This window comes from Pigmentiphaga humi (assembly GCF_900606115.1).
GTDB lineage: Bacteria > Pseudomonadota > Gammaproteobacteria > Burkholderiales > Burkholderiaceae_B > Pigmentiphaga > Pigmentiphaga humi.
Map to the genome: position 1 here is coordinate 165,546 of NZ_UWPJ01000014.1, position 19,657 is coordinate 185,202.

Consider the following 19,657-nt stretch of genomic DNA (forward strand, 5'->3'; position numbering starts at 1 on the left):
GTCATCTCAGCTTCAAGGTCGCCAGGCCGATCAGCACCAGCATCATGGTGATGATCCAGAACCGCACGACGACCTGGGTTTCTTTCCAGCCGCTGACCTCGAAGTGATGGTGCAGCGGCGCCATCTTGAAGATCCGCCGGCCCTGGCCGTAGCGTTTCTTGGTGTACTTGAACCAGCTCACCTGCACGATCACCGACAGCGTCTCGACCACGAACACGCCGCCCATGATGAACAGCACGATCTCCTGGCGCACGATCACGGCGATGGTGCCCAGCGCTCCGCCCAGCGCCAGCGCGCCGACGTCGCCCATGAACACCTGGGCCGGATAGGCGTTGAACCACAGGAAGGCCAGCCCGGCGCCGCCGATCGCGGCGCAGATGACCATCAGCTCCGACGCGCCCGGAATGTACGGGAACAGCAGGTAGCGCGAATAATCGACCCGCCCCACCACGTAGGCGAACACTCCCAGCGCGGTGCCTACCAGCACGGTCGGCATGATGGCCAGCCCGTCCAGCCCGTCGGTCAGGTTGACCGCGTTGCTGGAGCCGACGATGACCGCCCAGGTCAGCCCGATGAAGCCGATCACCCCCAGCGGATAGCTCACGCTCTTGAAGAAAGGCACGATCAGGTCGGCCCGCTGCGGCAGGTGGTAGCCAAAGCCGCCCGATATCCAGTCGATCAGCAGCGACCAGGTTCCGGCCGCATCGGGCGCGGAAATCGCGAAGGCCAGGTAGACCGAGGCGACCAGGCCGATCAGCGTCTGCCAGAAGAACTTCTCGCGCGCCGGCATCCCCTCCGGATCGCGCCGCACCACCTTGCGGTAGTCGTCCGACCAGCCCACCCAGCCGAAGCCGAAGGTCACCAGCAGCACGACCCAGACGAAGCGGTTGCTCCAATCGGCCCACAGCAGCGTGGAAATGCCGACCGCGATCAGGATCAGCGCGCCGCCCATGGTAGGCGTGCCGCTCTTGATCAGGTGCGTCTCGGGACCATAGGCGCGCACGGCCTGGCCGATCTTGAGCGCGGTCAATTTGCGGATCACCCACGGCCCCGCCATCAGCCCGATGAGCAGCGCCGTCGCGCTGGCGAGCACCGCGCGCAGGGTGATGTAGCTGAACACCGAGAAAGCCCGGTAATCCTCGGATAACCATTGGGCCAATTCAAGCAGCATGCTTATTACTACCAATAGAAGAATGATCGGACGGGAGGCCGGCCAGCAACGCCTGCACGACCCGCTCCATGCGCATGAAGCGCGAACCCTTGACCAGCACCGCCGCGGGCGCCAGGACCTCGATGGCAGGAGCCACCGACTCGACCGCCTCGAAATGCGCCGCGCCGGCGCCGAACGCCTGCACGCTCGCCCGCGTGGCTTCGCCCAGCGCGAACAGGGCGTCGATGCCGCGTTCGCGGGCATAGGCGCCGACCTCGGCGTGCATGGCCGGCCCCTGGTCGCCGACTTCACCCATATCGCCCAGCACCAGCACCCGCGGCGCCGGCAGTTCGGCCAGCACGTCGATGGCGGCGCGCACCGAATCGGGATTGGCGTTGTAGGTGTCGTCGATCAGCAGCGCGCCGCCGGGCAAACCGTAGCGCTGCATGCGGCCTTTCACAGGCGCGAACTCGCCCAGTCCGCGCGCGATCGTGTTCAGATCCACGCCCGCGGCAAGCGCGCAGGCCGACGCAGCCAGCGCATTGCGCACGTTGTGCAGGCCAGCCGCCGCAAGCGCGACCTCCGCCTCGCCGGCCGGCGTGACGAGCGTGAAGCGGGTTTCGAACGGCAGGGCGCGGATGTCCCGCGCGCTCACCTCGAGCTCGCCCGCCAGTCCGAAGCGCAGGCAGCGGCGCGCGCCAGCCAGCTCCGCCCAGATCGGCGTATAAGCGTCGTCCCCGGGGAACACCGCCACGCCGTCGGCGGGCAGGGCCGCGATCACCGCGCCGTTCTCGCGCGCCACGGCCTCGACCGTATGCATGAATTCCTGGTGCTCGCGCTGCGCATTGTTGACCAGGCCCACGGTCGGCGCGGCGATGCGCGCCAGCTCGGCGATCTCGCCGGGATGGTTCATGCCCAGTTCGATGACGGCGCAGCGATGCGTACCGCGCAGCCGCATCAGCGTCAACGGCACGCCGATCTCGTTGTTCAGATTGCCCTGCGTCGCCAGCCGGGCATCGGCGCCCTGCCACGCGGCGAAAATCGCGGCCACCATTTCCTTGGTGGTGGTCTTGCCGTTGCTGCCGGCGACCCCGACGACGGGAATCGCATGGCGACCGCGCCAGGCCGCCGCCAGGTCGCCCAGCGCCCGGCGCGTGTCGGCCACGACGATCTGGGGCAGTCCGGCGCCATCGACCGGGCGCTGCACCACGGCCGCCGCCGCGCCGGCCTGTCCGGCCTGCGCCACATATTGATGGCCGTCAAAACGCTCGCCGCTCAGCGCGAAGAACAACTCGCCCGGCGACACCTTGCGGGAATCGCTGCCGATGCTGCCGAACAGCGCCTGCTCGGCGCCCGCCGGGCCGTGCACCACGCCGCGCATCGCACGGGCGGCATCGGCCAGCGTCATCAGCCCCGAGGCCGCGGCCGGCGAGCGATAGGCGCCGAGCGCCCGCGCCGCGTGCTCGGCGTCGGAAAACGCCTGACGCACGCCGCCGATCTCCTGATAGGCCTCGTGCCCTTTGCCGGCCAGCAGAACCACGTCGTTCGGGCCGGCGCCCGCGATGGTCTGCGCGATCGCCAGCGCGCGATCCGGCTCGACCGACACCCGCGCGCCCGCCGGCACGCCGGCCAGGATCTGTTCGATGATCGCGCCCGGCGCTTCGTTGCGCGGATTGTCGCTGCTCACGACGACCTCGTCGGCATGCGCCACCGCCACCCGGGCCATCTCGGGCCGCTTGCCAGCATCGCGATCGCCACCGCAGCCGAACAGGCAAATGCGGCGACCGCCGCGCGCCTGCGCCACCGGGGCGAGCGCATCGAGCGCGCGCGCCAGCGCATCCGGCGTGTGCGCGTAATCCACGACCACCAGCGGCCGTCCTTCGCCCGGCGCCGCGTCCGCCGCGCCCACGGCCTGCAGCCGGCCCGGCGCGGCCTGCGCGCGCGCCAGCGCCGCGGCCACCTGCCGCATGTTCCAGCCGAGCTCGAACAGCACCCCGGCCACGGCCAGCAGGTTCTCGACATTGTGTTCGCCCAGCAGGGTGACGGCGATCTGCACCGCCTGCTCGCGCCGATTGAGCGTGAACACCATGCCATGGCTGGTGGCATGCAGGTCGGAAGCCGTCACCGCGTGCCCGCCGGCCTCGCCGGACGTCGTCCGGCCATAGGGCACCAGCGCGACGCCGGGGCGGGCCTGCCGCAGTTGCGCGATCAGGCGCCGGCCGGCGGCATCGTCCTGGTTCACCACGGCCGCGGCCAGGCCGGGCCAGGCGAACAGGCGCGCCTTCTGCGCCTCGTAGTCGGCCATGTCGCGGTGATAATCCAGATGATCGCGCGTCAGGTTGGTGAATACGGCGATATCGACGTGCAGTCCGTCCAGGCGTCCTTCGGCAATACCGATGGACGAAGCCTCGATGGCCACGGCGGTCACGCCCGCGGCGCGCATATCGGCCAGCGCGCGATGCAGGGAAACGGCATCCGGCGTGGTCAGGCCCGTCGCCAGCGCCTGCGAGCCGCCCGCCGCGGACGGGATCTCGATGCCGAGCGTACCGATTGCGCCGCACGGGGTGCCCTGTGCGCTCAGCGCGCGGGCGATCCACCTGGCGCACGAGGTCTTGCCGTTGGTGCCGGTCACGGCGATCACGCGCATCCCGCGCGACGGCTCGCCATACCAGCCCGACGCAACAAAGCCCAGCGCAGCCTTCAGCCCCGTTGCCGCCATCGCCGGCACGCCGCGTTCGGCCAGCCTGCGCGACAGGTCGGCGGTGCGCCCGGCGTCGGCATCTTCGAACACGACGGCGCCGGCCCCGCGCTCCAGGGCCTGGTCGATGTAGTCGCGCCCATCGCTGCGCGCGCCGACGTAGGCCAGGAACACGTCGCCCGCCTGCACCGCGCGCGAATCCAGCCGCAGATGCGCCGATGCGCCGGCGTGCCGGCGCAGCCACGACAGGACGGATGCCGGAGCCGTCACAGGCTGTCCTCCAGCGGATGCTCGGGAATCACGAGCGACTTGAATGGCGCATCGGGCTCCACGCCCAGCATGCGCAGCGTGCCGCCGGTAACCTTGGAGAAGACCGGACCCGCCACCGCGCCGCCGTAGATGCTGCCGGCGGTGGGCTCGTCGATCATGACCGCCACTACGATGCGCGGATTGGAGACCGGCGCGAAACCCGCGAACGACGCGACGTACTTGGAAGCATAGGCGCCATTGATGATTTTGCGCGCCGTGCCCGTCTTGCCCGCCACCCGGTAGCCCATGACCTGTGCCTGCGCCGCGGTGCCGCCCGGGCCGACCACGGCTTCGAGCATGTTGCGCATGGTGCGGGCGGTCTTGGACGTGTAGATGCGGGTGCCGGCAGGCGGGCGCTCGGTCTTCAGGAAAGTCAGCGGCACCGTGTCGCCGTCGCGCGCGAACGCGGTATAGGCGTGGGCCAGCTGCACCAGCGACACCGACAGGCCGTAGCCGTAGGACATCGTGGCTTTCTCGATGGGCCGCCATTTCTCGAAGGGACGCAGGCGGCCGGCCACCGCGCCGGGGAAGTCGAGCTTGGGAGCCTGCCCCAGGCCCAGCTCGGTGTACTTGTCCCACATCTCTTTGTTTTCGAGCCGCTGCGAGATCAGCGTGGTGCCGATGTTGCTCGACTTCTGCACCACGCCGCCGACGTCCAGGCGGCCGTAGCCGTGCGTGTCGGAAATGGTGTGGCCGTAGAAATTCATCCGGCCTTTGCCGGTATCCACCACGGTGGAAGGCTGCACGCGGCCTAGATCCAGCGCCAGGGCGATCGAGAACGGCTTGAGGGTCGAACCCGGCTCGAAGGTATCGGTCAGGGCGCGGTTGCGCAGCCGCGCGCCAGTCAGCGTTTCGCGATGGTTGGGGTTGTAGGTCGGGAAATTGGCCAGAGCGAGGATCTCGCCGGTGTGCGTATCCACCACGATGGCCGCGCCGCCCTTGGCCTTGTGGCGCTCGACGGCCTCTTGCAGTTGCGAGAACACGAGGTACTGCACGCGGGTGTCGATCGACAGTGCCAGGTCGTGGCCGTTGGCGGGCGCGCGCACCGCCTGCACGTCCTCGACCACCCGCCCCAGGCGGTCCTTGATGACGCGACGGCTGCCGGCGCGGCCGGCGAGCTGGGAGTTATAGGCGAGCTCGATGCCTTCCTGGCCGCGATCCTCGACGTTGGTGAAACCCAGCACGTGGCCGAGCACCTCGCCTTCGGGATAGTAGCGCAGCGTCTCGCGCTGCTGGTGGATGCCGTCCAGATCCAGCGCTGCGACCTTGTCCGCGACATCCACCGGCACCTGGCGCTTCAGGTAGACGAAGGTTTTGTCACTGGCCAGCTTGCGCTGCAAGACCGGCAGCGGCGTCTCCAGCAGCTTGGCCAATTCGGCCAGCTTGCCCGACGGCGCCTTGACGTCTTCGGGAATCGCCCACACCGCGCGCGCCGGCACGCTGGAGGCCACCACCACGTTATTGCGGTCGGTGATCTTGCCGCGCGAGGCGGGCAGCACCAGCGTGCGCGCATAACGGGATTCGCCCTGCTTCTGCAGGAACTCGTTGGACAGGCCCTGCAGGTACAGCGCCCGCACCACCAGCGCGGCAAAGCCCGCGAACATCAGGATCAGGACGAAGCGCGAACGCCAGGCCGGAAGCTTCAGATTCAGGACCGGATTCTCGGACGAAAAACGCACGCGCTTCATCGGCCACCTCGGGGTGTCGTCTTGGGCGGCACCGGCACGCCGGGGGGGCCGTAAGGCAGCAGCGCGGGGCCGCTCTGCGCGTCCCGGCCCTGGGCGAGATAAATCGTCCGCGCCGGGGTGACCGGCTCCATTTTCAGCGCATTGCGCGCAACGCTATCGATCAGCGCGTGCTTGGCATGGTCGGTCTGCTCGAGCTGCAGGCGGCGCCATTCCACGTCCAGTTCGCGCGTGGCGGACTGGGTCCGCTCGAGCTCGACGAACAGGCTGCGCGCCTTGTACTGGCTGCTGACCAGCGACAGGCCGCACGCCACCAGGGCAATCGTCAGGACGAAAAGCAGGCGACCCATCGCGGCCCCCTATGCGCCAACGGATGCGAGGCCGCCCGCGGAACGCGGGCGGGACGACGGACGGCGCCTGGCGCTACCCGTCTCGGCAATCTTGATGAACGCCCTGCCGCCTTGCGCCGACAAGGCCACCTGCGTGCGCTCCGCCACCCGCAGCACCGCCGATCGCGCGCGCGGGTTGCCGGCCACTTCTTCGTCCGTGGGCAACACCCGGCCGACCGACGTCAGCACCGGCTGCGGCCGCTCGCTCTCGCGCAGCGGCAGCCGGGCCGTCTCCGCGCCCGGCCGCGACGCGGCGGCGATGAACTGCTTGACGATGCGGTCTTCCAGGGAATGGAAACTGATCACGGCCAGGCGTCCCCCGGGAACCAGCAGTTCGAGCGCGGCGGCTAGCGCACGCGGGAGCTCTTCAAGCTCCTGATTGAGGTGAATCCGTATAGCCTGAAAGGTGCGGGTCGCAGGGTGCTGGCCCTTTTCGCGCGTGCGGACGGCGCCAGCCACGAGGTCGGCAAGCTCGCCTGTGGTCGTGATAGGCCGTTTCTCGCGGCTAGCTGCAATCGTCTTTGCAATCTGGAAAGCAAACCGTTCTTCACCATAGCGTGCTATGACCTCCCGCATGTCATCGATGCTCGCGTGGGCGAGCCATTGCGCGGCGGTTTCGCCGCGTGTCGTATCCATCCGCATATCGAGCGGACCGTCGCGCATGAAAGAAAACCCGCGCTCGGCATCGTCGATCTGCGGCGAGGAAATCCCGAGATCCATCATCAAACCGGCGATGCGCGCAATGCCCAGCCGCGCCAGCTCGTCGCCCAGCCCGCCGAATCCCTCGTGCACCACCGTCACGCGGGCATCTTCGGCGGCCAGCGCGCGCGCCGCGGCGATCGCCTGCGGATCCTTGTCGAACACCACCAGCCGGGCATCCGCCCCCAGCCGCGCCAGCAGCGCGCGGGAGTGGCCGCCGCGGCCGAAAGTCGCGTCGACCCACACCCCGGCGGCGTCGCCGCCGGCAGGCACGGCCAAAGCGTCGATCGTCGGCTCCAGCAATACGGGCCGATGCAGAAATGGGGTCGTCACGGCTTCAGAAAGAAAACTGGTTCAGGACTTCGGGCATGCCCTGCGCCAGCAATTCCTGCTCGCGCTGGGCCAAAGCGGCTGCGTCCCACAACTCGAAGTGAGCGCCCAGGCCGAGCAGCATCACGTCGCGGCTCAGGGAAGCGGCGGTGCGCAGTTCGGGAGCGATCAGGATGCGGCCCGCATTGTCGAGCTCCACATCCTGGGCATTGCCCAGCAGCAGCCGTTGCAGCGCGCGCGCCTGCATCGGGAACGCCGCGATCTGCTCGCGCTTCACTTCCCAGGTGGGACGGGGGTAGATCAGGAGGCAACCGTCGGGGTGGCGGGTCAGTGTCAGGCGGCCTTCGGCCTGCGCCATCAGCGCGTCACGATGCCGGGTCGGGATAGAGACCCGACCCTTCGCATCCAGCGTGAGGGCGCTGCTGCCTTGAAACACGACCGGTTACCCCACTTTTTTGCACAAAATTCTACTATTTCCCACTCTAAAGGAGCGAACACACCCGGTCAAGCCGTCAGAAGAGGTTTTCTTTATTAGTAACAAGGACTTACGTGCACTTCTTCAGAGACCTCACATTACGAAATCTTCGAAGAATCATGACATTGGGCCTTGAAGTGAAGGTGGCGTATGAAGATTTGCGGTGAAAAGAGATCGACGGCGCCAGAACGTAACCAAACATAAAGCGCCATGCGGGTCCGGAAGACGCCGCCCGCGCCTGGGGCGGCCTCCGCGCTCCGCGCAGGCAGGCATAGCGTATTCCTACGACTAGGCCCTCTCGACGGGGTTGGAAATAATGATCTCCATAACAGCGCCGCATTCGACGGCGCACAAGGAGACGCGATGGAACACGCCCGCATCGTCGGATGGGGCCACACCCCGTTCGGCCGCCTCGACGACCACGACCTGGAAGCCCTGATGGTGGAGCCGGCCCGGGCCGCCCTGGCAGACGCCGGACTGCAGGCGCGGGATGTGGACGCCGTATTCGTGGGCCATTTCAACGCCGGCATGGTGCCCGACGGGTTCACCTCGTCGCTGCCGTTCGCCCTGGACGAGAGCCTGCGCTTCAAGCCGGCCGTGCGCCTGGAAAACGCCTGCGCCTCGGGCTCCGCCGCCATCCACGCCGCGCTCGACGCGATCGGGGCGGGCCGGGCCCGGATCGCGCTGGTAGTCGGCGCCGAGAAAATGACGGCGGCCGACGGCGCGGCGGTCACCGCGGCGCTGGCCCGCGCCAGCTACTATCGGGAAGAGGGTGCGCACGGGCTGACCTTCCCCGGGATCTTCGCCCGCATCGCCCAGGAATATTTCGCCCGCCACGGCGACCACGGCGCGGCCCTGGCGCGGATCGCCGCCAAGAACCATGCCAATGGCGCGCGCAACCCGCTGGCCCATCTGCGCCGCGACCTGGGCTTCGATTTCTGCAATACCGTTTCCGAACGCAACCCGATCATCGCCGCGCCGCTGCGCAAGACCGACTGCTCGACCGTGGCCGACGGCGGCGCTGCGCTGGTGCTGGCGGCCGCGCCGCTGGCGGCGGATTTCCGGCGCGCGGTGCGCTTCCGGGCGGCGGTGCAGGTCAACGACTTCCTGCCCATGTCGCGCCGCGATCCGGTCGCGTTCGAGGGCCCCCGGCTGGCCTGGCGGCGCGCGCTCGAAGCCGCGGGCGTCGGCGTGCGCGACCTCGACCTGGCCGAAGTGCACGACTGTTTCACCATCGCGGAGCTGCTCAGCTACGAAGCCATGGGCCTGGCGCCCGCCGGCGGCGGCGCCCGCTGCCTCGAGGACGGCACTGTCGCGCCGGGCGGCGCGCTGCCGGTCAATCCGTCCGGCGGCCTGAAAGCCAAGGGCCACCCGGTGGGCGCCACCGGCGTATCGATGCACGTGCTGGCCGCCATGCAGCTGTGCGGCGAGGCCGGCGCCATCCAGGTGCCCGGCGCGGAATTGGCCGGCGTATTCAACATGGGAGGATCCATGGTCGCCAACTACGTCAGCGTGCTGGAGCGCGCGGCCTGAACCCGATCGACTGCCGAGCAAGCGCCATGAATCTCGTCCAACTGCTGGTCCGCGCCGCACGCGTCCACGGCGACCGTCCGGCCCTGCACCGCGGCGCCGCCGTGCTGTGCGACTACCGCGGCCTGGCCGCCCGCGCCGCCGCCATCGGCGGCCACTTGCGCGAACGCGCCGGCCTGGCCCCGGGCGCGCGCGTCGGCCTGTTCATGGGCAACTGCCCCGAGTACCTCGAGGCCTTGTACGGCGCCTGGTGGGCCGGCCTGGCGGTGGTTCCCATCAACGCCAAGCTGCATCCGCGCGAGGCGCTCTACATCCTCGGCCACGCCCAGGCTGGCGCGCTGTTCGTCAGCCCGGACCTGGCCGGCGGCCTGCTGCCCCTGCTGGGGGAAGCGCCCTCGGTACGGCACGTCTTCGAGACCGGCACGCCCGGCTACCGGGCGCTGGCCGGCGGTCCCGCGGCGGCGCCGGCGCACCGCCGCCCCGAGGACCTGGCGTGGCTGTTCTACACCTCGGGCACGACCGGGCGCCCCAAGGGCGTAGCCCAGACCCACCGCATGCTGATGGCCATGACGACCAGCTATTTCACCGACGTCGATGCGGTGGACGGCGCCGATGCGGCCGTGTACGCGGCGCCGATGTCGCACGGCGCCGGGCTGTACGCCCTGCCGTACACCCTGGCCGCCGCGCGCCACGTGGTGCCGGAGTCCGGCGCCTTCGATCCGGCGGAACTGGCCGGACTGGCCGGCAGCGTGGGCCGGCTGGCGATGTTCGCGGCGCCTACCATGGTCAAGCGGCTGGTGGCCGGCGTCGAGGCGGCCGGCGCGGACCCGGCCGGCTTCAAGACCATCGTCTACGGCGGCGGCCCCATGTATGTCGAGGACATCCGTCATGCCCTGGCCGTCATGGGCGACCGTTTCGTGCAGATCTACGGCCAGGGCGAAGCGCCCATGACCATCACCGCGCTGTCGCGCGCGCACCTGGCCGACCACGGCCATCCGCGCTGGCTGGCGCGCCTGGCTTCGGTGGGCGTGGCCCAGTCGCCCGTCGAAGTGCGCGTGGCGGCCGCGGACGGCACGGTGCTGCCCGCGGGCGAGACCGGCGAAGTCCAGGTGCGCGGCGACGTCGTCATGGCCGAGTATTGGCGCGACCCGCAGGCCACGGCCCGGGCGCTGCGCGACGGCTGGCTCTGGACCGGCGACGTCGGTGCGCTGGACGAAGAAGGCTTCCTCACGCTCAAGGACCGCTCCAAGGACGTCATCATTTCCGGCGGCTCGAACATTTATCCGCGCGAGATCGAAGAAGTGCTGCTCACCCACCCCGGCGTGGCCGAGGTTTCGGTGGTGGGCATGCCGGACGCGGACTGGGGCGAGTCGGTGGTCGCCTTCGTGGTGCCGACCCCGAGGTCGGCGCCCCTGACCGCCGACCTCGACCGCCTGTGCCTGGACCGCATCGCGCGGTTCAAGCGCCCCAAGCATTACCGCTTTGTAGACGCCCTGCCCAAGAACCACTACGGCAAGGTCCTGAAAACCGAGCTCAAGGCCGCTCTCGCCGGCGGACCGGACGAGCCTGCCCCACCCAAGGAGACGACATGAACACCTTCCTCGCAAACATGCTCGGACGCGGTGCCCTTGCGCTCGCCGGCCTCCCAGCCTGGCCGGCCCACGCATCCGGGCAGGATTTCCCGAAGCACCCGGTACGGGTGATCGTCCCGTTCGCGGCGGGCACCTCGCCCGACGTGGTGATCCGCATCGTCGGCCAGAAACTCAGCGACATGTGGAGCCAGCAACTGGTGGTGGAAAATCGGCCCGGCGCGGGCGGCGGCATCGGCGCCACCGCGGTGGCGCAAGCCCAGCCCGACGGCTACACCCTGCTCTACACCATCAACTCGATCCTGTGCGCCAACCCCCACCTCTACGCCAAGCTCGGCTACGACCCGTTCAAGAGCTTCGTGCCGGTGTCGCTGGTGGTCAACCTGGGCTACGTGCTGCTGGCGCGCAAGGAGCTGGAAGTCCGCAACGTCGCCGAACTGATCGCCTACGCCAAGAAGCACCCGGGCAAGCTCACCTATGGCTCGGCCGGCAACGGCTCGGGCAACCACATCGTGATGGAACTGCTCACCAGCATGACCGGCACGTCGATGCTGCACGTCCCGATGAACACCAGCAAGGTCCTGGCGCTGCTGAGCGGCCAGACCGACCTGGCCATGGAGCCCTATACCAATGGCGTGGCCGCCGCCAAGGACGGCAAGGTGCGCGGGCTGGCGGTCACGCTGGCCAACCGATCGGAAAACCTGCCCGACGTTCCGACCATAGGCGAAACCGTGCCCGGCTACGTGGGGGACGCCTGGCACGCGCTGTTGGCGCCGGCCGGCACGCCGCCCGCGATCGCCGAGAAGATCAGCGCCGACGTCGCCAAGGTGCTCGCCATGCCCGACGTGCGGCAGCGGCTCGCCGCCGCCAGCCTGGAGCCGGTGGGCTCGACGCCGGCCGAACTGGGCGCCATCGTGCGCAAGGACTACGACAAATGGGGCGCGGTCATACGCGAAGCCAACATCCGCCTGGATTGACTGCCATCATGCGACACGCGCGGCGCCGGAACCCATTTCCGCGCACGCCCGACCGATACGACGACAAGGAGACGACATGACGACCTCGACCGCCAAATGGCGCTACACCAAGGGCCTGCACGACCTGGGCAACGGCCTGCACGCCTACCTGATCCCCGACGGCAGCTGGGGCTGGTCCAACGCCGGGCTGATTTCCGACGGCGGCGAATCTCTGCTGGTCGATACCCTGTTCGACCTGCCTTTGACTTCCGAGATGCTGGCCGCCATGCGCGACGCCGTGCCCGCGGCCAGGCATATCGGCGCGCTGGTCAACACCCACGGCAACGGCGACCATACCTTCGGCAACCAATTGCTGGAGGGGTCCCGCATCATCGCCTCCAACGGCTGCGTGGAAGACATGAAGCACCGTCCGCCCGAGCAATACGCCGAATGGCAGAAAGACTGGCCCGGCATGGGCATGGCCGGTAAATTCTGGCAGGAAGTGATCGGTTCGCGCTTCGACTTCAGCGGCATCCGCCTGACGCTGCCCACCGAGACCTTCGACCACCGCATGGACCTCAAGGTCGGCGACAAGGAAGTCCAGCTCATCGAGGTCGGTCCGGCCCATACGCGCGGCGACGTGCTGGTCTACGTGCCGCAGGACCGCACCGTTTTCACCGGCGACATCATGTTCGTCGGCGGCCACCCGGCCATCTGGACCGGCCCCGTCTCGAACTGGATCGCCGCCTGCGACCTCATGCTGGGCTGGGACGTCGAGACCATCGTGCCCGGCCACGGCCCGATCACCGACAAGGCCGGCGTGCGGGAATTCCGCGACTACCTGGTCTACCTGCTGGCCGAGTCGCGCCGCTGCTATGAAGCGGGCATGTCCTTCGAACAGGCGGTGGACGACATTTCCATGGACCGCTGGGCGAACTGGGGCGAGGACGAGCGGCTGTGCGTCAACGTCTATGCCTGCTACCGCGAGGTCTCGGGCGGCGCGCTCCCCGCCCCCAACGTCATGGACATGCTGGCGCTGATGGGCAAGCGCCATTTCGCGCGCAAGCAGAACGCCTGCGGACACGAGCACTGCGACGGGAACCATTGATGAAGCTGACCACATTCCTCGCCCCCGGCGGCACGCCGCACATCGGCGCGCTGCTGCCCGGCGAAAGCACGATCTCGGATTTCACGGCGGCCGATGCGGCGCCCTACTTCCACAGCATGCTGGACCTGATCGACGGCGGCCCCGCCGCGCTCGACCATGCGCGCCGGCTGGTGGAGCGCCCCGCCGCCACCCATGCCGTCTCGGCGGTGGCGCGGCAGGCGCCCCTGCCCCGGCCGCGGCGCCTGCGCGACTGCCTGTGCTTCGAGACGCACTTCCGGCAATCGCGCGCCAACCGCCATCTGTTCGGCATCGGCACGCAGCGGCTGGACCCGGCCGCGGTCGAGCTGCCGCGGGTCTGGTACGAGCGCCCCATTTACTACAAGGGCAACCCCTTCAGCGTGGTCGGCGACGGCGCCGAGGTGCATTGGCCGGCGTACTCGCAGGTCATCGACTACGAGCTGGAAATCGGCATGGTCACGTCGCGCGGCGGCAAGAACATCCCGGTTTCGCAGGCTGCGTCCCACATCTTCGGCTACACCATCTTCAACGACTTCTCGGCCCGCGACGCCCAGTACGCCGAAATGCAGGGCGGCCTGGGGCCGGCCAAGGGCAAGGACTTCGACACCGGCAATGCGATGGGGCCCTGGCTGGTCACGGTGGACGAAATCGCCGATCCCCAGTCGCTGACCATGGTCACCCGCGTGAACGGCGAGGAATGGTCGCGCGGCAACTCGCGCGACATGCACCACACCTTCCTGGACATCATCGCCTACGTGTCGGCGGAAGAAACCTTGTTCGCCGGCGAGGTGCTGGGATCGGGCACGGTGGGCGGAGGCTGCGGCAACGAGCTCGGCCGCTTCCTGAAGGACGGCGACGTCCTGGAGCTGGAAGTCAGCGGCCTGGGCACGCTGCGCAACCGCATCGTCGCGCCGCACGTTCCCTCGCCCCCGCCGTTTCCGATCCGCATTCCGGTCTAGGGTATGTTGACACGCCCTAACACAGCCCCAGCACCCGTGAGATGAGCTCGCCCACCGTGCGGGCCTCCAGCTTGCGCATCAGGCGCAGGCGGTAGGTCTCGACCGTGCGCGGGCTCAGGTTCAGGTTCTTGGCGATCTGCTTGCTGGTCCAGCCTGCCACGATCAGCGCCGAGATCTCGCGCTCGCGCGGGGTCAGCGCCATACGCACCGGCCGCCGCGGCCGCATGTCCTCGAACGCCCAGATGGCGCATGCGTAGGGATGCGCCGGGTCGACCGGATGGCCGGACACCGCGCACCAGAACAGTTCGCGGTTGCGGTGGATCATGATCCGCTCGTCGCGGTGCACGCCTTCGGCCAGCATGCTGCGCACCCCGCGCGCGCCGATGTCCTCGTATTCGGCATGGGACGGATACAGCATCTCGGTGGTCTGGCCCAGCAGCTGCTGGCGGCTGTAGCCGAACATCTCCACGAAGGCGCGGTTGCAGCGTTCGATGACCCGGTCGCGCGTCACCAGCAGGCCGATGGGAGCGAGGTCGAAGGCAAGATCCGTCGGTGTGGGAGGGCTGGCGGTCATGGGGCGTGTCCTGGAGGCTCCAGGCGCAGGGAAAAGGAGGCAAAGCAGATCGATAGGCCGGATTCTGTACGCGGGTCGCCCCGCTGGCAATCATTCCTCTAGGCCGTCCGTTGCCGGACGGCTCAAGCCACCTACCCGCATGCTCGGACGGACCGCCCTGTGCGGCAAAAGCCGCGCGCATGCCTATTTGGTGTTGCTCCGGATGGAGGTTGCCGCGTTTCACCCTGCAGCGACTCGGCGCGGCCAGGCCGCGCGAACGATACGGAGTGGCCGTACCGGTGCGGATGTGCTCCGCCCTCGCTGCAGACTCGTCTCTGTGGCCCTATTCCTCGGCTCGCGCCGGACGGCCGTTAGCCGCCATCCCGTCCTGTGGAGTCCGGACCTTCCTCGCTGCCCTACGGGCACCGCGATTGCCTGATCTGCTTTGCAGGAGCGATTCTACCGCAGCGCGCCGCGCCGCCTACCGCTGGCGCGAGCGGCCCGGGCGAAACACGGCGGGATCGTCGTAGAAACCTGGCACGGTGTTGTCCGGCCACCAGCCCGGCAGGCCCAGGACCGGCAGCGGACACAAGTCGCCGGGCGTGAAGAAGGGCCAGTTGGCGAGCCAGTCGGCCACCAGCCGGTCGACGGTCGCGCGGCGCTGCTGGGGCGGCGAGCGGAAGTAGGAGTCGTCGACCGGCACGATGAGCGCATGCGCCGTGAGCGACTTATAGGGATGCAGCAGTTTCTCCAGCAGGCCGTGGCCGACGACCCATGGCTCGGTCTGCATCAGCGTGGAGGTGCGGCGCTCGATGAACAGGGTGCGCCAGTCGAAGCGGCGCAGCGCCTGCGCCAGGTCGTCGCTGGAGCAGGCCAGCACCAGGCCGTTTTCGTCGAACAGCGTCACCGCATCGCGCAGCCTGCCGCGCCCGGCGACAGGCTCGGCCGGTTCGGCTGGCTGCCGCAGCGCCTGGGCCTGCATCGCATTCAGGCGCATCTTGGTATGCGGAAAGCCGAACCAGACCAGGCCGTTGAAGAGGTCGTGCAGATTGTCGCGGGTGGGCACGCGGCCGGTATCGTGGACGTGGGTCTCGTAGGCGCAGCTGGCGGGCAGGTCGGACTGCGGCACGAACAGCAGCGGCTTGCCCGAAGCCAGCCGCAGACGCGCGGAGCGGCCCGGCGCGCCGGCCGCGAGCAGCCGGTTCAGGTTGTCGCACAGCGCGCCCTCCCCGCTCCCCAATTGCTCGCCCTTGTGGGCGATGCTGGAAAACCAGGGCTTGCTCCAGTCGATTCCGCTCAGGTCGATACCCGCCACGGCAAGGTCTCCCCGGCGGCCAGCGGCACGATGGTCTGCTGGCCGAACGGCAGTTCGTCGGGAATGCGCAAGGGTTCGCGCACCAGGGTCAGCGTACCGGCGTTGCGCGGCAAGCCGTAGAAATCCGGGCCGTGGAAACTCGCGAATCCTTCGAGCGCGTCGAGCCTGCCGACGTCGTCGAAGGCCTTCGCGTACAGCTCCATCGCGTGCAGCCCGGTGAAACAGCCGGCACAGCCGCAGGCATGCTCTTTCAGGCCGCGCGCATGGGGCGCGCTGTCGGTGCCGAGGAAGAACCGCGGATTGCCGCTGGTAGCGACCTCGACCAGCGCCTGGCGGTGCGTCTCGCGCTTGAGCACCGGCAGGCAATACCAATGCGGGCGCATGCCGCCCTGGAACAGCGCGTTGCGGTTGTACAGCAGGTGCTGGGGCGTCAGGGTAGCGCCGATCGGCCCTTCGGCATCGCGCACGTACTGCGCGGCATCGGCCGTGGTGATGTGCTCGAACACCACTTTGAGCGCAGGGAAGCTGCGGCGCAGCGGGATCATGACGCGGTCGATGAAGACCTTTTCGCGGTCGAACACGTCGATCGCCGGATCGGTGGCCTCGCCATGCGTGAGCAGCGGCATGCCGGCCTTCTCCATGGCTTCCAGCACCTTGGCGCAGCGGCCCAGCAGATCGGTCACGCCGGCATCGGAGTTGGTCGTGGCGCCGGCGGGATAGAGTTTGACGGCCTGTACCGCGCCCGACTCGCGCGCGCGCGCGATTTCCTCGGGCGCGGTGTTGTCGGTCAGGTAGAGCGTCATCAGCGGCGTGAACGATCCTGCCGCCACCCCGGCCTGCTGCAGCGCCGCCAGGATCCGTTCGCGGTAGGCCAGCGCCTGGGCCGTGGTGGTAACCGGCGGCTTCAGGTTCGGCATGATGATGGCGCGCGCGAACTGGCGCGCCGAATGCGCCGCGACGGCTGCGAGCGCCTCGCCGTCGCGCAGGTGCAGGTGCCAGTCGTCGGGGCGGGTGATGGTGAGCGTGGAAAGGGTCATGGATGCGGCCAGGAGCGGATCGGAAGGGCCGGCCGGCAATGCAACGCCTGCCGGCCATCGTGCCATTTTACGGCGTGAATCCTCCCGGTCGCCAGGCTCAGTCGATCACCGGCATGCTCCGTTCCACGAGGCTGGCCATGATGCCGGCGCCCAGCGGGATGACCTCGTCGTTGAAATCGTAGTTGCTGTTGTGCAGGAAGCAGCCGCGCTCGGCCCCGCCCTGCCCCAGCCGGAAATAGGCGCCCGGCCGCCCCTGCAGCATGAACGAGAAATCCTCGGCCCCCATGGACGGGCTGAGGTCGCGGATGACGTTATCCTTGCCCAGCATCGCGCTCGCCACGTCGGCCACGAAATTGGCCTCGTATGGGGTGTTGATGGTGGCGGGGTAGATGCGGTCGTACATCAACGTGGCCGTCGCGCCGAATGCCGCGGCGATCGAGCCTGCAAGCTCGCGCAGCCGGTTCTCGACCATCTCCTGCACGGTCCGGCGGAAGGTTCGCACTGTTCCCACCAGCCGCGCCTCGCGCGGAATCACGCTCATCGCGCCGGGATTGCCGGCCTGCACGGAACAGATGGACACCACGGCCGAATCGAGCGGGTTCACGTTGCGGGCGACGATCGATTGCGTCGCGGTGATGATCTGGCCGGCGACGACCACCGGATCGATGGTCTGGTAGGGATGCGCGCCATGTCCGCCGCGCCCCTCGATCACGATCTCGAAACGGTCGCTCGCCGCCATCATCGGTCCGGGGTTGATGCCGACCTTGCCGGCCGGCAGGCCCGGCCAGTTGTGCAGCGCGTAGATCGCGTTGCACGGAAAAATGTCGAACAGGCCGTCTTCCATCATGGCGCGCGCACCGCCCAGCCCCTCCTCGGCAGGCTGGAAGATCAGCACGGCGGTGCCGTCGAAATTGCGGGTCTTGGCCAGGTAGCGCGCCGTGCCCAGCAGGATGGCCGTATGGCCGTCGTGGCCGCAGCCGTGCATCAGGCCCGGCTTGCCCGATCGATGCTCGAAGCCATTGTCCTCGGCCATGGGCAGCGCGTCCATGTCGGCGCGCAAGCCTATCATCCGGCCGCTGTCGCAGCGGCGGCCGCGGATCACCCCCACCAACCCGGTCCTGCCTATGCCACGGTGGACTTCGATGCCCAACAATTCCAGGCCCCGCGCCACGATGCCCGAGGTGCGCACCTCCTCGAACCCCAGTTCGGGATGCGCATGCAAGTCCCGCCGCAACAGCGTCAGTTCATCGTGAAACCTGCGTATCGCCTCCAGCGGCGAACGCAACGCCAAGCCCGCTTCCATCCCTGCTCCCTGCTCGACCGCGCGCGGCGGCCAATCTCAATCGATGGCCCGATTCCCGGGGAGTTCCCCCAGGGCTGTTCGATTTGGTGTCAAAAGCTGAATATCGCCGTACCAGCTTTCGGCATGGCCGCGGGTATTGTCCGAATCGGTCAGCACGCCGATGCCGACCAAGGTTCCCGGCGCCTCGCCAAAGGCCTCGATGTAGTCCTGCACGTAGTTGCGCTCGTACTGCAGCCATTGCGCCAGCCGCGCCGGACCGGACTCGACCACCTTGAGCCGCACCCGCGAAGAATGGGCATTGACCAGGGATGTCCCGACCGGCTGGCGCGCGTCCCAGGTATAGATGAGGGTCGCGTAGGGAATCTCGCGCCCGAGCAGCATGCGCGCAGTCTCGGCCAGCATCTTGTCGCGCAGCGGCAGCTTGCTCCAGTCGCCGTCGAAGGCCAGCACCAGGCGCGCCGGCGCATCTTCCGTCTCGGGGCGCGCGCCGTCGGCGCCGTCGACCAGCGCGTCGGCGCGCCACGACCACCGCACGTAGGGCTGATCAGCGGGGCGCAGCTTGAGCGGCACCCACATGCCGCTGGCGGCCGAGGCTGCATGCGCATGCAGCACGGCGCGCGCCTGTCCGTCGATCGGGACGCGCTGGACCTGGTAGCGGGTGCGGGTCTTGTCCGGGCGAATGATCCAGGGCTGCCAGCCCGAGGGGTGTTCGCCCGCCTGTGCGGGAGTTTGCGACAACCGCAGGGCCGCGATGCCGCTGCGGGCAGTCTGCTGCATGGGGGAGGCGACAGCGGCGGAATCCGTGCGGGGCCCGGCACAGCCCGCAAGCAGCGCGGCGGCCAGCAGAACCGCAGGGAATGGAACACGAACGGACATGGGAACTCGCACCCCGGACACGCCTTGGCTAGGATGAGTCCCATTCTACCGGGCACAACGGGCCCGCAAGCGTTGCGCGCCCGTCGAAAAGCGTTTGGAAACATGGTTTCTGTTGGAATTTTGTTGTGGCTTGGCCCGGCAAGGCGATATGCTGCGCTCGCGGGGATATACCGCAGTTCTGGAGTCTGCCTCTCGCGCACTGCGGTGTGGCCCTGCCAACGGTCTGACGATTGAACCCTTTTTAGGAGTACAGCATGGCCACAGCCAAGAAGGCGCCGGCGAAGACCGCCGCGCCCGCCAAGAAAGCCGCTCCGGCCAAGAAGGCCGCCCCGGCTGCCAAGAAAGCAGCCACCAAGGCTCCCCGCAAGGTGAACGCAGCCTTCTTGAAGCCCATGACCCCGAGCGCCACGCTGGCCGCCGTCATCGGCGCCACGCCGCTGCCGCGCACCGAGGTCACCCGCAAGATCTGGGAATACATCAAGAAGCACAAGCTGCAGGATCCCAAGGCCAAGCGCAACATCAACGCCGATGCCAAGCTCAAGGAACTGTTCGGCAAGCCCACCGTCGACATGTTCGAGCTGACCAAGATCGTCAACGCTCACCTGACGTAAGAACCCGCCCCTACGCGCTGACGCGCGCCCCCTCAAGGGGGCGGCGCCGGCGGACCGGCGGAGCCGG

17 protein-coding genes and 1 other RNA gene are annotated in these 19,657 nt (G+C 68.7%); 6 read left to right on the forward strand and 12 right to left on the reverse strand.

Translation table 11 applies throughout. The features are described from left to right. Position 1: 1 nt before the first annotated feature. Genes mraY through mraZ form a run of 6 tightly spaced genes read right to left on the reverse strand, consistent with a single transcriptional unit; the run spans position 2 to position 7,696 of the window. The gene (gene mraY / locus PIGHUM_RS08115; protein WP_124078995.1) at positions 2-1,171 is read right to left on the reverse strand and encodes a phospho-N-acetylmuramoyl-pentapeptide-transferase; all 1,170 of its coding nucleotides are present in this window, start codon (positions 1,169-1,171) and stop codon (positions 2-4) included. After that, positions 1,161-4,118: a bifunctional UDP-N-acetylmuramoyl-L-alanyl-D-glutamate--2,6-diaminopimelate ligase MurE/UDP-N-acetylmuramoyl-tripeptide--D-alanyl-D-alanine ligase MurF gene (gene murF, locus PIGHUM_RS08120; RefSeq protein WP_246013025.1), complete on the reverse strand. Its 2,958-nt coding sequence runs from the start codon at positions 4,116-4,118 to the stop codon at positions 1,161-1,163. The genes mraY and murF overlap by 11 nt, the downstream gene beginning before the upstream one ends. After that, on the reverse strand, positions 4,115-5,845 hold the full coding sequence (locus PIGHUM_RS24165) for a peptidoglycan D,D-transpeptidase FtsI family protein (RefSeq protein WP_124078999.1): 1,731 nt from the start codon (positions 5,843-5,845) through the stop codon (positions 4,115-4,117). The genes murF and PIGHUM_RS24165 overlap by 4 nt, the downstream gene beginning before the upstream one ends. Beyond that, positions 5,842-6,192: a cell division protein FtsL gene (gene ftsL, locus PIGHUM_RS08130; protein WP_124079001.1), complete on the reverse strand. Its 351-nt coding sequence runs from the start codon at positions 6,190-6,192 to the stop codon at positions 5,842-5,844. The genes PIGHUM_RS24165 and ftsL overlap by 4 nt, the downstream gene beginning before the upstream one ends. 9 nt (positions 6,193-6,201) lie before the next feature. Continuing rightward, entirely contained in the window at positions 6,202-7,263 is a 1,062-nt protein-coding gene (gene rsmH / locus PIGHUM_RS08135) for a 16S rRNA (cytosine(1402)-N(4))-methyltransferase RsmH (RefSeq protein WP_124079003.1), read from the reverse strand. 4 nt (positions 7,264-7,267) lie between these two features. Further along, positions 7,268-7,696, reverse strand: coding sequence for a division/cell wall cluster transcriptional repressor MraZ (gene mraZ / locus PIGHUM_RS08140; protein WP_124079005.1), 429 nt, complete (start codon positions 7,694-7,696; stop codon positions 7,268-7,270). Between the two features lie 402 nt (positions 7,697-8,098). On the opposite strand from mraZ, the gene PIGHUM_RS08145 reads away from it, so the two are divergent. From PIGHUM_RS08145 to PIGHUM_RS08165, 5 genes are all read left to right on the forward strand, one after another. Then, positions 8,099-9,268, forward strand: a complete 1,170-nt coding sequence (locus PIGHUM_RS08145) for an acetyl-CoA acetyltransferase (protein ID WP_124079007.1) — start codon at positions 8,099-8,101, stop codon at positions 9,266-9,268. 26 nt (positions 9,269-9,294) lie between these two features. Beyond that, positions 9,295-10,857, forward strand: coding sequence for an AMP-binding protein (locus PIGHUM_RS08150; protein WP_124079009.1), 1,563 nt, complete (start codon positions 9,295-9,297; stop codon positions 10,855-10,857). Continuing rightward, the gene (locus tag PIGHUM_RS08155; RefSeq protein WP_124079011.1) at positions 10,854-11,831 is read left to right on the forward strand and encodes a Bug family tripartite tricarboxylate transporter substrate binding protein; all 978 of its coding nucleotides are present in this window, start codon (positions 10,854-10,856) and stop codon (positions 11,829-11,831) included. Before PIGHUM_RS08150 ends, PIGHUM_RS08155 begins: the two co-directional genes overlap by 4 nt. Before the next feature lie 76 nt (positions 11,832-11,907). After that, on the forward strand, positions 11,908-12,918 hold the full coding sequence (locus tag PIGHUM_RS08160; protein WP_124079013.1) for an MBL fold metallo-hydrolase: 1,011 nt from the start codon (positions 11,908-11,910) through the stop codon (positions 12,916-12,918). Next, positions 12,918-13,895 (forward strand): fumarylacetoacetate hydrolase family protein, encoded by a 978-nt coding sequence (locus PIGHUM_RS08165; protein WP_124079015.1) that lies wholly within the window; start codon positions 12,918-12,920, stop codon positions 13,893-13,895. The genes PIGHUM_RS08160 and PIGHUM_RS08165 overlap by 1 nt, the downstream gene beginning before the upstream one ends. A gap of 16 nt (positions 13,896-13,911) precedes the next feature. On the opposite strand, the gene PIGHUM_RS08170 is transcribed toward PIGHUM_RS08165, so the two are convergent. The 6 genes from PIGHUM_RS08170 to PIGHUM_RS08195 all read right to left on the reverse strand — a co-directional run bounded on the left by PIGHUM_RS08170 (position 13,912) and on the right by PIGHUM_RS08195 (position 18,880). After that, a complete protein-coding gene (locus PIGHUM_RS08170; protein WP_124079017.1) occupies positions 13,912-14,469 on the reverse strand; it encodes a LuxR C-terminal-related transcriptional regulator in 558 nt (185 codons plus the stop codon). A gap of 37 nt (positions 14,470-14,506) precedes the next feature. Then, an RNA gene (rnpB, locus tag PIGHUM_RS08175) (RNase P RNA component class A) lies at positions 14,507-14,895 on the reverse strand. A 34-nt stretch (positions 14,896-14,929) separates the two neighbouring features. After that, positions 14,930-15,763, reverse strand: coding sequence for a DUF3025 domain-containing protein (locus PIGHUM_RS08180; RefSeq protein WP_124079019.1), 834 nt, complete (start codon positions 15,761-15,763; stop codon positions 14,930-14,932). Further along, positions 15,745-16,800 carry a dihydroorotase gene (gene pyrC, locus PIGHUM_RS08185; protein ID WP_124079021.1) on the reverse strand — a complete coding sequence of 352 codons (1,056 nt, stop codon included), beginning with the start codon at positions 16,798-16,800 and terminating at the stop codon, positions 15,745-15,747. Before pyrC ends, PIGHUM_RS08180 begins: the two co-directional genes overlap by 19 nt. Positions 16,801-16,897: 97 nt before the next feature. After that, complete coding sequence (locus tag PIGHUM_RS08190) at positions 16,898-18,091, reverse strand: M20 aminoacylase family protein (RefSeq protein WP_124079073.1); 1,194 nt, start codon at positions 18,089-18,091, stop codon at positions 16,898-16,900. Between the two features lie 48 nt (positions 18,092-18,139). Further along, on the reverse strand, positions 18,140-18,880 hold the full coding sequence (locus PIGHUM_RS08195; protein ID WP_160142203.1) for a DUF3047 domain-containing protein: 741 nt from the start codon (positions 18,878-18,880) through the stop codon (positions 18,140-18,142). A gap of 353 nt (positions 18,881-19,233) precedes the next feature. On the opposite strand from PIGHUM_RS08195, the gene PIGHUM_RS08200 reads away from it, so the two are divergent. Then, entirely contained in the window at positions 19,234-19,590 is a 357-nt protein-coding gene (locus PIGHUM_RS08200; protein WP_124079025.1) for an SWIB/MDM2 domain-containing protein, read from the forward strand. Positions 19,591-19,657: the final 67 nt, after the last annotated feature.